Here is a 12868-nt window from a genome sequence, read left to right as displayed (position 1 = left end):
AAACTTCTGACCAACATGTGTGGAATAATTGGTTACATTGGCTTTCGTGAAGCCTGGCCTATTGTTATTAAAGGATTACACCGCCTGGAATACCGCGGTTATGACAGCGCAGGTGTCGCGCTGATGAATGGAACACTGAATATTTATAAAAAAGCGGGTAAAGTCAGCGATCTCGAAAAATCAGTTGAAAGCGAGGATCTGAAAGGCACAATTGGTATGGGCCATACAAGATGGGCAACCCATGGAGAACCTTCCGACCGAAATTCACACCCTCATACATCCGGAGATGGCCGATTAGCCATTATTCATAATGGTATCATCGAAAACTATTCTTCATTAAAGGAAGCCCTCCTATCAAGGGGCCATATTTTCAAAAGCGATACCGATACAGAGGTTCTTATTCACCTGATTGAAGACATACAGGAGCAAACTGGGTTGGATCTCAGAGAATCAGTCAGAATAGCCTTGAATGAGGTCATTGGTGCGTATGCCATTGTGATCATGAGCAAAGATGAACCCGATGAACTTATTGCAGCCCGTAAAGGAAGTCCGATGGTACTTGGCGTTGGCGAAAAAGAATATTTCATTGCTTCTGATGCTTCTCCAATCATAGAGTACACCAAAAATGTGATCTATCTGAATGATAATGAGATCGCTTATATTAAAAGAAATGAACTGCTGATCAAAAGCATAGATAATGTGATTCAGATTCCATATGTTCAGGAGCTGGAGCTGAAACTTGAGATGCTTGAAAAAGGCGGATTCGATCATTTCATGCTGAAGGAGATCTATGAGCAACCCCGCTCCATAAAGGATTGTATGCGCGGCCGCATCTATCCTGAAAAAGGTCTGGTGCAACTTGGTGGCATCAAAGAATTTGCTGAAAAACTCAAAAATATTGATCGGATCGTTATTGTTGCCTGTGGTACTTCCTGGCATGCAGGTCTGGTTGGAGAGTATCTCATAGAAGAATATGCACGCATCCCTGTTGAGGTAGAATATGCTTCGGAGTTCAGGTATCGTAACCCCATCATTTCAGAAAAAGACATCGTTATCGCAGTATCCCAATCGGGGGAAACAGCCGATACCATGGCAGCTATTGAGCTGGCCAAGGAAAAGGGTGCTACCATATTTGGTATTTGCAATGTAGTGGGTGCTTCAATCCCAAGGCTCAGCCATGCAGGAGTTTATACTCATGCGGGACCAGAAATAGGGGTAGCATCCACCAAAGCCTTTACCGCTCAGGTAACGGTGCTCACGCTGATGGCCTTATACATGGCCCAGCAAAGGGGTACTATCACACAAAGTAAATTAATTCATTTACTTACTGAACTTGACAATATTCCTACCATGGTTGAAAGATGTCTGCTTTCAAACGACAGTATTAAAGAGATCTCAGCAAAATTTAAGGATGCCAGAAACTTCCTGTTCCTTGGAAGAGGAAGCGGATTTCCGGTAGCATTAGAAGGCGCACTGAAACTCAAAGAAATATCCTATATCCACGCAGAAGGTTATCCTGCAGCAGAGATGAAACACGGTCCTATTGCTTTGATAGATGAGGAGATGCCTGTAGTATTTATTGCCACAAAGAACTCTTCTTACGAAAAGGTGATCAGCAATATCCAGGAGGTAAAAGCCAGGAAAGGTAAAGTAATTGCCATTGTAACCGAAGGAGATACCGTAGTTAAGAATATGGCAGATTTCGTAATTGAAATACCTGATGCGGATGAAATATTCTTGCCATTGCTGGCTACAATACCTTTACAACTGCTTTCCTACCATATTGCAGTAATGAGAGGTTGCAATGTAGATCAGCCAAGAAACCTTGCTAAATCGGTTACGGTAGAATAAAAATCAATAGTAAATTCCATTCCTTAAACCGTATTTCATTGCGGTATTTAAAATTTTTTGCAAAAAATTTGTCTAACTAAATAATTAGTCATAATATTGACTAATTATTTAGTTAGAATGAAAAAACTCACACAGGCAGAAGAGCAAATAATGCAGGTACTTTGGTCACTCAAAGCGGGTGGCTATGTCAAAGACATCCTCGAAATGCTTGACGATCCCAAACCACATAACAACACTGTTGCAACCTTACTTAAGATATTGGTTGAGAAAGGTTTTGTTGGTATCAAAAATCCAAACCGAAACAATCTCTATTATCCAGTGGTTTCAAAATCATTGTATTCTGCGCAAAGTATCGAAGGGCTCACAGAAAGATATTTTGACGGATCTTATTCAAATGTGGTTTCGTTCCTCGTTGATAAAAAACAAATGTCAATTGAAGATCTGGAACTGCTTTTAAAAGAACTCAAAAACAAAAAGCCATGAGCAGTGAAATTATTTTGATCTACATTCTCAAATCGACAGTAATTACAGCGATCATGTACGGCTATTACCGTTTAGCCTTGAAGGATAATAAATTTCATTATTATAATCGCTTCTATCTTTTAATCAGCCTGGCATTAAGCCTGATCGTACCACTGTTAAATTTTCACTGGTTCACATTTGAAAAGCCGGTAGCTGAAACAACTAGCGAAGAATTATTATTAATGATCGCAGAGCCTGGGATTCAAAGTCCGGCGAATGCCATAGCTTATAGCGACTGGATATTTCTTTTCATCGCGATGATCGGTATTTCACTTCTCATACTATTAGTGATCAGTATTCTAAAGATTTACAGAATAAAGAATAAATCTCTTGTCCAACATTTCGAAGGCATAGAATTTATTGAAACTGATATCGAAAATGCGCCATTCTCATTCCTCAATAACTTATTCTGGAAAAAGTCAATCCACTTAGACGATGAGAACGGACAAAAAATATTTAAGCATGAAATAACGCATATCAGGCAAAAGCATTCATGGGACAGGTTATTTTGCCAGATCATTGGTTCTTTATTTTGGATCAACCCATTCAACTGGATCATACAGAAAGAGCTTCAAACAATTCATGAGTTTATTGCAGACGAAGAAGCAGTTGGTGAAAACAATACAGAGGCATTTGCAAAACTATTATTGGAAACTCATTACGGTACACATTTCTTAAACCCAATTCATGCCTTTAATTATTCATCCATTAAACGAAGACTAGCTATGTTAACAAAATCAAATAACACAAGGTATTCATACCTAAGAAGGGTAATGGTATTACCAGTCATAATAATAGCCCTTGGAATTTTTTCGATCAGGGTCAATGCGGTAGACAGAGTTAAAATCCTGGAAGAACAATTTGAAAACGTATATTTTGAAAACCAGACAGATACCATAAAACCTAAACTCCCGGCAGTTCCTGAACCTTTAATGCCGCCGACGCCCCCAATACCAGCATTGCCACCGATGCCTGCATTACCACCGATGCCAGCAATGCCAGCAACACCACCGATGCCACCGATGCCACCGATGCCCGAGGTAAAATCTTTCGAAAACAATGACGAAGTATATTTAAGGATAGAAAACTCAAAAGACGACAAAAAAAAGCCAGTTATCTTAATTAATGGTCGGATTGCCAATTCAACAATGGGACTCAAAAAAAATGAAATAGCAACTATCAGAGTCATTGGGGAGAAAGAAGCTGCCAGAAAGTATAACTTATATGGCAGAACAGGAGCAATTGAAATTACCACAAAGAATGATCAAGTTAAATTCAATCAGGAACCAGCTGCTTCCAGGGAGGTAAACCGTGTGGAAACTATTGAATTTAGGGGTCAATCCTTAGAAGCAGGAACCGAAAAAGTACAGATCAATGGCTTAATAAATGAATTCAAAGGTAAAAAACTGGAAAATGAGACTGATCCCAAAAAGGTCAGCATTCAAGAGGGTGATATTCGGCTTATCGCTGATTCTATTTCTTTTATTCCTTCGAAGGGGAAAAATAACACACCAGATAATGTTGTTTATATAGTGGATGGAAAAAGAGTTGAAAACTCCAAACTCAAAGGAGTTGATCCCAGTAATATTCATTCTATTAATGTGATAAAAGGAGAAAGTGCCAGTAAAAGATACAGTGATCTAAACGGAAAAAGTGTTATTGAAATAAATTTAAAAAAGAAATAAAGTACATTCCAAATGAATAATTATTGCAAATTCCCGGTTTTAATAAAGCCGGGGATTTTGGTTTAATGCCAGGGTGTGTAAACTATTAATAACTACAATAAGACTTAATAGCTTAAAAAAGCATGCAATTCCAGTGAGCATAAACTATACTGAATATAATGAAAATGGCATTCTTTATAGGAATCGATCTAAATCATTAACTTTGCAATATGCAAGTTCATATTTTAAAATCAAAAATTCACAGGGTCAAGGTAACTGATGCGGATCTTAACTATATAGGTAGTATTACCATAGATGAGGATTTAATGGATGCCGCACAGATCCTGCATGGTGAAAAGGTGCAAATTGTAAATAACAATAATGGAGAGCGGTTTGAAACTTATACTATTCCGGGCAAAAGAGGTAGCGGAGAAATAGTACTGAATGGCGCTGCTGCCAGACGGGTACAGAGAGGTGATGTTATAATCATTATAACTTATGCCATAATGGAGATAGAAGAAGCCAGAAATTATAAACCGATTGTTATTTTTCCGGATGAGGAGACTAACAAACTGAAGTAACCAGATAAAAAGTATTTATTACATATAAAACAGGGGCCTAAAAAAGGCCCTTTTTTTATGTAAAGACAATAACAAGATGAAAAAATCAAAAAATATTTCAGAAAATGCCTAACTTAACCTATAAGTAAAATATTATAAACTTATTATTATGACACATAGAATTCCATACGTAATCGCTATTTTAACACTTATAGGGGGTGTTTTTATCTCCATTATTTTCGGAGCAAACGAAGATTATTTTAAGGATAATATCAACGAAGGCCTTAAAAAGAATGAAAAGATAAATCAGATCCAGGATCCGGTTGAAAAGGCAGCGCTACTTAAATCTGAAGCGGACAAAAACTGGCGTTATTATCAACGGTTTCACTTCCATTCTACCGGGATTGGTGCAATGATCATGGGAGTACTTTTGTTTATTTCCTTTTTATCAGCTCCAGACAGAATTAAAGTAATTACTTCATATACAGTTTCAATTGGAGGTTTTCTTTATCCATTTATATGGCTTTTTGCGGCAATCTACGGCCCTGAAATGGGTCGTGAAGCAGCTAAGGAGGCCTTTGCAATTTTTGGATATATGGGAGGAGTATTCCTGGTCGGCTTGTTTTTAAGTCTGTATATGGCTTTAAAGTATCCTATGAGGGAATTGAAATAACCCTTTATTCAGAGTCTGTATGAGTTTTAGAGGAGGATGAGATCAGTCTGTTGATCTCATTCATTTCATCAATGCTCAGGTATCTCCATTTTCCTATCGGGATATCGAGCTTAATATTCATTATTCTCACCCTTTTTAGCTTCGTAACCTTAAAGTCAAGGAACTCACACATTCTGCGTATCTGCCGGTTTAGGCCTTGAGTAAGAATGATCCTGAATTTATTTTTATCGATCTGTTCAACCTCACACTCCCGGGTTATGGTATCAAGAATTGGCACACCGTTTCTCATTTTCTTCAGAAATTCGGGGGTAATAGGCCTGTTAACAGAGACTATATATTCTTTTTCATGGTTGTTTCTGGCACGGAGGATCTTGTTCACTATATCTCCGTCGCTTGTCAGCAGAATTAATCCTTCACTTGGTTTATCCAAACGGCCGATCGGGAATATGCGTTTTGGGTACTTAATATAATCAATAATATTATTCTTTTCAGCCTTGGTATCAGTGGTGCAAACAATTCCGATGGGCTTATTAAAAGCTATATAAACAGGCTTTTCCTCAGGTTTGGAGACCAGTTTCCCATCAACTTTCACAATATCACCAGGGATGATCTTGGTCCCCATTTCAGGCACGCTCCCATTGATAGTAACCCTATTTTCAAGTATCAGCTTATCAGCAGCTCTGCGTGAGCAATAACCTATCTCACTCAGATATTTATTTATTCTGGTAGTATCTTCAGAAGTCATTTTTACAGTATTCCATTTTACAGCCCCAATGCCCGTTAAATAAATCAGGCAAAGAGTATTCCAATAAATTATATTTCATCCATCATACAGCCGATGGGAGCTCCCGGAGGTGCTATAGGATGAAGTGTTGGTTTTGCCTTTTCTGGAGTTTTCATTCGATCCAGTGTAAGAATCAGGTAACCTTTATAGGTATTATCTGTTGTAGCCTTCAACTGAGCTCCTGCATATGTTTTCAAATCCTCCAGCGATTTATGGATCTGTGCTTTAGTAGCAAAAGATGCATCATCATTGATAGAAGCTGAAAGGAGATAGGTAAGCAGTAATTGCTCATTTTGTTTTTGTATCAAACCCTCCATCCCATTAAGTCTGGGTGATTTCCAGGTTTTTGCTATCAGTAAACTGATCATTTCATCCACACCCAAACCCTTATTTGAAGCCTGATATTGAACCATTCTATTCAGGCGACTCGCATTGAATAAAAACGAGAGAGGCATATCGGCAGCTGTTTCTGCTGCAGCCAGCGGATCAAATACCAGACCGGTTCTCCTGGTAAACAGTTCCTTAGAATTTCCATAGCCTGCCGGACGGGGAGGAATCAACCTGATAATACTTTCCGGGAGTGTTAAAGCTTTAGGATCCATACAATCTGCGAGAGCTTTCAAGGCTTCAAGCTGAACTTCTTTAGAAACAGAACGTGTTACCATTTGCCCGTCTCCTTTAATTGCATAGGAATAATACATCCCGCCAACCTGCTTTGAAACCGCCTCTACCTGATACCTGTGGAAAAGGTAAACAGGAACCAGAACATCCTCCAGCATTGCCATTGGTGTACCCTGCGGGATATTGTTCAAACCAAATTTTGACAGAGCTTTTGAACGAACATTCATCACATTTTTTAATTCCTTTACCGGATCATTTCCATTGTCCCATAAATGCGCTTCAGGGTGAAGTCCCGCAGGATCACGGGCGTCCCTGTCAGAGATAAATGTCAGTCCATTTTTAGCCGCATTGCTCAGTATTTTATTCAAAGCTTCGGCTTCATTGGTCCCCTTTGGGAATTGTGAATATCCATATTGGATACTTACCTTATCCCATTCCCCAATTTCATTGGTATAGGCATTATTCAAATCGATTTCATTGCTTGCATTTAATGTAACCATGGGTGGCGGATAATCCATTACACTGGCCCTGTTCTGAGAACTCGAAATATAGTTATGCATTAAACCAATGGTATGTCCTATTTCATGCGCCGACAACTGTTTTAACCTCTGCAAGGCCATTTTCAACATTTTATCATCAGCTGGCAAGGCATTATTTTCAAAAGGAGCGAGTAAACCCTGTGCGATCAGATAATCCTGACGAACACGCAGAGATCCCAATGTTACATTTCCTTTGATTATCTCACCTGTCCGCGGATCAACAACAGCATCACCATAACTCCAGCCTCTTGTTGAGCGATGTACCCAGTTGATCATATTGTAGCGCAGATCCATCGGGTCGGCCGTTTCAGGAAGAATTTTTACCTGAAAAGCATTGATAAAACCTGCAGCTTCAAAAGCCTGGTTCCACCAGCCGGCACCTTCCATTAAAGCACTTCTGATGGGTTCCGGAGTACCATTGTCAAGATAATAGATGATCGGTTTTATGGCTTCACTCTTTAGAGCGGAAGGATCTTTCTTTTCCAGACGGTGACGAAGAATCGTGTTTTTCTGAATTGGTTCATTCACAGGACTGCTATAATCAAAATAGGAATTCGTGATATATGGAGAACGTGCATCATAAAGCCTCGTTTGAAAATTATTGTCGGGCAATTGCGCAAATGAATGATGAACTCTAAGAGTGATTGCTTCCGGAGCAGGAGTAACGGAATTTACAAAATTACCAGTTTGCCCATCAGTATTAATGAAGGTCAGCGTTGTTTCCAGCTCAGTATTTAATGGGAAATTTTTACTTCTTGGCAAATATATAGCCGAGCGGCCGGCATCTAAATTATAATTCCCCTGTTTTGAGCCTCTCAAACGGTTAGAGACTTTTAATGCATCCCGCATGATAAAATCAGTTGCATCAACAAGGACTGAACCTCCAGTTTCGGCAGCAACAGTAAAACCCCATATCGTCGACTGGGCAAACGATTGTTCGACAGCTCTTTTTTCAGCTTCACCACCACTCACTGCCCGGTACGCGTAGTTGGGCTCGATCATTAACACTTTATTAGCTGTGCGGCTGAATTTAACAATATAGGTGGTACCCATAACTCCTCTGTCGAGGCCAACATCATTTGAACCCAAACCAGCCGGAAGAGAGGTCTGGTATAAAATTTCTTTATCAAGCTCATCGATCTGCAACCAGATCTTCCCGGTGCTCTCATCCCAATAATAATTTATAAAGCCATTATACGGCTTCATATTCTTTGTTTTTTCAGCAATGGTAATTCCTGACTGTGCCATAGAAATACTGCATGAAATGATATGGATTGTAAACACGATCCATGTTTTACTTAATTTGAGAGATTGGAAAAGCATTTTCATCAGAATTGGTTTATCAAATAAACCTATAAATATTTAGTTAACAATAGATCAGTTGCAGAATAAATACTGAATGCTTCCTACGAAAGAATAAAACAAGCTAATTTTTAATGATATAAATTAACCCTAAGGCTAAAAAATCTGGATATATAGGAGAGCGCAAATAAAAATATTGCGAATAGAATTCGTGAAGATTTAGAATTGCAAATAATACCATAGACATTATTGATAGTTATTATATTTCTATAGATTAAATCAATAGCATGATTTTGTTTATCTCGCATATGTCTGTAAATCATAGTTTACTCATGATATTATTATAGATATTATCAATATTTATTATATTTACATAGTTTAAATCTATAAAATGACTTTAGTTCAACTTGAATATATTGTTGCCCTTGATACTTATCGAAGTTTCGGGATCGCGGCAGAAAAATGTTTTGTTACACAGCCTACAATGAGTATGCAGGTTCAAAAATTAGAGGAAGAACTGGGAGTAAAACTATTTGACAGGAGCAAACAACCTATCACACCAACAGAGATCGGAGCAGAGGTTCTTGAGCAGGCACGAAATATTCTCAAGGAGAGCTATAAGCTGAAAGAACTAATAAGTAATCAAAAGAGTGTTGTATCAGGAGAACTTAGAATTGGAATTATTCCTACTATGGCACCTTATCTGATGCCAAAAGTAATTTCTGCTTTTATGGATAAGTACCCGGATGTTCAACTGGTGATCTGGGAATATATGACAGATCAGATCATTCATGAACTTAAAAATGGACTATTAGACTGCGGGATCCTTTCTACACCACTGGAAGATAAGAGCCTGCAGGAAATCCCTTTATTCTACGAATCATTTGTTGCCTATCTTTCAAAATCCAGTCCGCTGATGGGCAAGAAGAATCTCATGCCTTCCGACATAAATCTGGATGATCTATGGTTACTAAATGAGGGTCATTGTATGCGCAACCAAATTCTCAATATATGTAAGCGAAAAAAATCAGATGATCATAAACCATTTGAGTATAATACTGATAGTGTAGAAACACTCAAACGTATGGTAGAGATGAATAATGGAATAACCTTATTGCCTGAATTATCGATAAGTGATTTCACAGTGAAGCAACTAGACAGGGTACGCTATTTTAAATCGCCTGAACCAAGCCGTGAAATCAGTATTGTAACGCATCGAAACTTTCTAAAGAGAAAATTGATCATGGCATTGGAAAAAGAAATTCTCGACGCTATACCTAAGCGGATGCGCAACAAAAATAAAAAGGAAATTTTAGAGATCTATTCCTGAATTAATTCTTCCTCATAAGTTTTGACAAAAGCCATATAATCAAAGCTATAATTACTACAACGACAAAAATGCCTGTATAAGCACCTGCTTTGAAGATGCCTCCAATAATTTCGCAGGACGATAAAAAGGTAACCGAAGTAATAGCCAGAATCCAGAATAATTTTCTCATAATCTTTAAAATAAAAAAGTGATGTATTACTAATACATCACTTTTCCAATAAAGTTTTATTTCTTGAAATTATTTTGCTTTCGCGAATCTTTCAGATACAGCATCCCAGTTTACAACATTCATAAATGCAGCAACATAATCAGCACGTCTGTTTTGATATTTAAGATAATAAGCATGCTCCCAAACATCCATTCCTAAGATTGGAGTACCTTTTACTTCAGCAATATCCATAAGAGGATTATCCTGATTTGGAGTTGAGCTTACCTGTAATTTTCCATCAGCAGCAACAGAAAGCCATGACCAGCCTGATCCAAAGCGAGTCATACCTGCTTCAGCAAATTTCTTTTTGAATTCATCAAATGAACCAAAAGCAGTATCTATTGCTTTTGCAAGATCACCAGTTGGGGCACCACCGCCATTTGGTGACATAATAGACCAGTAAAGAGTATGATTGAAATGACCGCCACCGTTATTTCTAACTGCCATAGCATACTTTGAAATATTCTTGATGATATCTTCGATCTTCTGGTTTTCACCATCAGTACCGGCCAAAGCCTTGTTCAGATTATCCACATAAGCCTGGTGATGTTTGCCATGGTGAATTTCCATTGTCATTTTATCGATATGCGGTTCTAATGCATCTGTTGCATAAGCTAACGCGGGTAGTTCAAAAGCCATCTTTTTATAATTAGGGTTTATACTATTTTCTATAACAAATATAAGACTGAAAAGTTAGAACTTATTCAATTTGTTGTCAAGATTTATCACGTTTGGAAATAAAGAAGTCTTTCATCAATCTGGCAGCCTCTTCAGAGCTGACACCACCGACCACCTCAGTTTTAGGATGGATGATCCTGTCAGAAACCTGTGAAAAGCCTCTTTTATCATCCCTGGCACCATATACTATGCGACTTATCTGTGTCCAGTACGATGCGCCGGCACACATTACACAAGGTTCAATAGTTACGTATAAGGTGCAATCCTTCAAATACTTTCCACCTGTATAATTTGCCGCTGCTGTAAAAGCCTGCATTTCAGCATGGGCGGTAACGTCATTCAGCTGCTCAGTGAGATTATGTCCTCTGCCAATAATTCTTCCTCCATGAACGATCACCGCACCAATCGGAACTTCATCCAAAGCAAGTGCTTTTTGTGCTTCCTTCAATGCTTCCTTCATAAAAAAATCATCAGGATTAATGGCCGGCTCATCTGTAAAACTGATATATTTCATAAAACTAAATTAAAGATGAACCATTTGGAACCTGACGCTCAACGGCAGTCAGAACAATATTACCATCCTGATCTGCAAATCCGGTGACCAGAAATTCTGAAATAAAGTTTGCAATCTGCTTTTTTGGGAAATTCAGCACTGCAATGACTTGCCTGCCTATTAAATCTTCTTTGGAGTAGTGTTTAGTGATCTGTGCACTGCTCCATTTAATTCCATATTCACCAAAATCTACTTTAAGCTTGTAGGCCGGTTTTCTTGCTTCAGGAAAATCAAGAACCTCAAGAACTGTACCCACCCTTAAGGCTACCTTTTCAAAATCAGACCAGCTTATTTCTTCCATGCTCAAAGTTAAGCATGAATTGTGAATTTATGGAGAGGCATCATCGGGATGGCCCCTAATGATTGGAACATAAATTGTAAATTTGCGCCATGCATTCTGTAAAATTAAAAAAAGGCAAAGAAAAAGCAGTCAGACAATTACACCCCTGGGTGTTTTCTGGTGCAATAGATCAGATCAAAGGGAATCCTGAAAATGGTGATATTATTATGGTCACAGACAGTAATAATAATTTCCTTGCCTATGGTTTTTTCAATAATAAGTCCAGAGTAGCAGTACGCCTTCTTGAATGGAACCTTGAAACAGAGATCAATGAAAGCTGGTGGAGAAAAAAGATCAGGACTGCAGTGAAACACAGAGATGAACTGAATACTGGAGAAACAAATACCTATCGTCTGATTTTCAGTGAAGCTGATTTCCTTCCGGGATTGATCGTTGACCGGTATGCTGATTTCCTCTCTGTACAGATACTTACTTCCGGTATAGAAAATATCAAACATATTATCCTGGATGAGTTACAGAAATTGTTAAGTCCGAAAGGGATCTTTGACAGGAGTGATGCCTCAGCACGCGCACATGAAGGAATGGAAGCTTCTTCAGGTGGTATCCTGCTTGGCACAGAACCTCCTGAATTTGTCAGCGTGAAAGAGAATGGCATTTTCTATCAGGTTAATATTGCAGAAGGCCAAAAATCAGGATTTTACTGTGATCAGCGCGATAACCGAAAATGGGTTGCAGATCATGTAAAAGGAAAAAAAGTATTGGATTGCTTTTCCTACTCAGGCGGATTTAGCCTGAATGCCCTTGCTAAAGGGGCAAAAGAGGTAATCAGCGTTGACAGTTCAGCTCTGGCTTTGGATACTTTAAAGCGAAACATGGAGATCAATGACTTTAATAATATTCCACATCGCCTCATACAATCAGATGTGAATAAGCAGCTTAGAGCATTCAGGGAAGAGAATGAAAAATTCGACATCATCATTCTGGATCCACCAAAATATGCACCATCACGCTCAGCTTTAACAAAAGCATCAAGAGCATACAAAGACCTTAACAGAATGGCAATGCTCTTGCTTGAGGAAGGCGGACTTCTGGCAACCTACTCCTGTTCAGGAGCAGTTGATATCAGCATGTTCAAACAGATCATTGCATGGGCTGCCCTGGATGCAGGAAAAGAAGTACAATTCATTCAGCAGTTCTCTCAGCCTGCAGATCATCCGGTAAGATCATCTTTCCCTGAGGGAGAATATCTTAAAGGACTGCTTTGCCGCGTTATGTAATTCCC

The 12868-nt window shown here is 38.7% G+C and carries 12 protein-coding genes; 7 read left to right on the top strand and 5 right to left on the bottom strand.

Annotated elements, in window-relative coordinates:
* Positions 1-15: 15 nt before the first annotated feature.
* The 5 genes from glmS to BLR27_RS06830 all read left to right on the top strand — a co-directional run bounded on the left by glmS (position 16) and on the right by BLR27_RS06830 (position 5270).
* Entirely contained in the window at positions 16-1851 is a 1836-nt protein-coding gene (glmS, locus tag BLR27_RS06850) for a glutamine--fructose-6-phosphate transaminase (isomerizing) (RefSeq protein WP_090702548.1), read from the top strand.
* A 117-nt stretch (positions 1852-1968) separates the two neighbouring features.
* Positions 1969-2334, top strand: coding sequence for a BlaI/MecI/CopY family transcriptional regulator (locus tag BLR27_RS06845; RefSeq protein ID WP_090702545.1), 366 nt, complete (start codon positions 1969-1971; stop codon positions 2332-2334).
* On the top strand, positions 2331-4058 hold the full coding sequence (locus tag BLR27_RS06840) for a M56 family metallopeptidase (RefSeq protein ID WP_090702540.1): 1728 nt from the start codon (positions 2331-2333) through the stop codon (positions 4056-4058). Before BLR27_RS06845 ends, BLR27_RS06840 begins: the two co-directional genes overlap by 4 nt.
* A gap of 209 nt (positions 4059-4267) precedes the next feature.
* Complete coding sequence (gene panD / locus BLR27_RS06835) at positions 4268-4618, top strand: aspartate 1-decarboxylase (RefSeq protein WP_090702536.1); 351 nt, start codon at positions 4268-4270, stop codon at positions 4616-4618.
* Between the two features lie 148 nt (positions 4619-4766).
* The gene (locus tag BLR27_RS06830; RefSeq protein WP_090702533.1) at positions 4767-5270 is read left to right on the top strand and encodes a hypothetical protein; all 504 of its coding nucleotides are present in this window, start codon (positions 4767-4769) and stop codon (positions 5268-5270) included.
* A gap of 4 nt (positions 5271-5274) precedes the next feature.
* Here the strand turns inward: BLR27_RS06830 and rluF are convergent, their stop codons facing one another.
* The gene (gene rluF, locus BLR27_RS06825; protein WP_090702530.1) at positions 5275-6015 is read right to left on the bottom strand and encodes a 23S rRNA pseudouridine(2604) synthase RluF; all 741 of its coding nucleotides are present in this window, start codon (positions 6013-6015) and stop codon (positions 5275-5277) included.
* Positions 6016-6083: 68 nt separating this feature from the next.
* Positions 6084-8543 (bottom strand): zinc-dependent metalloprotease, encoded by a 2460-nt coding sequence (locus BLR27_RS06820; protein ID WP_090702526.1) that lies wholly within the window; start codon positions 8541-8543, stop codon positions 6084-6086.
* 364 nt (positions 8544-8907) lie between these two features.
* On the opposite strand from BLR27_RS06820, the gene BLR27_RS06815 reads away from it, so the two are divergent.
* Positions 8908-9846: a hydrogen peroxide-inducible genes activator gene (locus BLR27_RS06815; protein ID WP_090702523.1), complete on the top strand. Its 939-nt coding sequence runs from the start codon at positions 8908-8910 to the stop codon at positions 9844-9846.
* Positions 9847-10084: 238 nt separating this feature from the next.
* Here BLR27_RS06815 and BLR27_RS06810 read toward each other — a convergent pair whose 3' ends face one another.
* The 3 genes from BLR27_RS06810 to BLR27_RS06800 form a co-directional block, all read right to left on the bottom strand.
* Positions 10085-10693 (bottom strand): superoxide dismutase, encoded by a 609-nt coding sequence (locus BLR27_RS06810; protein WP_090702519.1) that lies wholly within the window; start codon positions 10691-10693, stop codon positions 10085-10087.
* A 76-nt stretch (positions 10694-10769) separates the two neighbouring features.
* Positions 10770-11246, bottom strand: a complete 477-nt coding sequence (locus BLR27_RS06805) for a nucleoside deaminase (RefSeq protein ID WP_090702516.1) — start codon at positions 11244-11246, stop codon at positions 10770-10772.
* Positions 11247-11250: 4 nt separating this feature from the next.
* A complete protein-coding gene (locus tag BLR27_RS06800) occupies positions 11251-11586 on the bottom strand; it encodes a tRNA-binding protein (RefSeq protein ID WP_090702512.1) in 336 nt (111 codons plus the stop codon).
* 89 nt (positions 11587-11675) lie between these two features.
* Here BLR27_RS06800 and BLR27_RS06795 point away from each other — a divergent pair, with 89 nt between their 5' ends.
* A complete protein-coding gene (locus tag BLR27_RS06795; protein ID WP_090702509.1) occupies positions 11676-12863 on the top strand; it encodes a class I SAM-dependent rRNA methyltransferase in 1188 nt (395 codons plus the stop codon).
* Positions 12864-12868: the final 5 nt, after the last annotated feature.

It is taken from the genome of Daejeonella rubra, assembly GCF_900103545.1.
In the GTDB taxonomy this organism is placed as follows: Bacteria; Bacteroidota; Bacteroidia; order Sphingobacteriales; family Sphingobacteriaceae; genus Daejeonella; species Daejeonella rubra.
This window is presented reverse-complemented; position numbering and strand designations above follow the sequence as displayed.

What these genes read in the sequence shown, in the direction of transcription:
- glmS (WP_090702548.1), top strand. Translation starts at nt 16, where the DNA reads ATGTGTGGAATAATTGGTTACATTGGCTTTCGTGAAGCCTGGCCTATT.
- BLR27_RS06845 (WP_090702545.1), top strand. Translation starts at nt 1,969, where the DNA reads ATGAAAAAACTCACACAGGCAGAAGAGCAAATAATGCAGGTACTTTGG.
- BLR27_RS06840 (WP_090702540.1), top strand. Translation starts at nt 2,331, where the DNA reads ATGAGCAGTGAAATTATTTTGATCTACATTCTCAAATCGACAGTAATT.
- panD (WP_090702536.1), top strand. Translation starts at nt 4,268, where the DNA reads ATGCAAGTTCATATTTTAAAATCAAAAATTCACAGGGTCAAGGTAACT.
- BLR27_RS06830 (WP_090702533.1), top strand. Translation starts at nt 4,767, where the DNA reads ATGACACATAGAATTCCATACGTAATCGCTATTTTAACACTTATAGGG.
- rluF (WP_090702530.1), bottom strand. Translation starts at nt 6,015, where the DNA reads ATGACTTCTGAAGATACTACCAGAATAAATAAATATCTGAGTGAGATA.
- BLR27_RS06820 (WP_090702526.1), bottom strand. Translation starts at nt 8,543, where the DNA reads ATGAAAATGCTTTTCCAATCTCTCAAATTAAGTAAAACATGGATCGTG.
- BLR27_RS06815 (WP_090702523.1), top strand. Translation starts at nt 8,908, where the DNA reads ATGACTTTAGTTCAACTTGAATATATTGTTGCCCTTGATACTTATCGA.
- BLR27_RS06810 (WP_090702519.1), bottom strand. Translation starts at nt 10,693, where the DNA reads ATGGCTTTTGAACTACCCGCGTTAGCTTATGCAACAGATGCATTAGAA.
- BLR27_RS06805 (WP_090702516.1), bottom strand. Translation starts at nt 11,246, where the DNA reads ATGAAATATATCAGTTTTACAGATGAGCCGGCCATTAATCCTGATGAT.
- BLR27_RS06800 (WP_090702512.1), bottom strand. Translation starts at nt 11,586, where the DNA reads ATGGAAGAAATAAGCTGGTCTGATTTTGAAAAGGTAGCCTTAAGGGTG.
- BLR27_RS06795 (WP_090702509.1), top strand. Translation starts at nt 11,676, where the DNA reads ATGCATTCTGTAAAATTAAAAAAAGGCAAAGAAAAAGCAGTCAGACAA.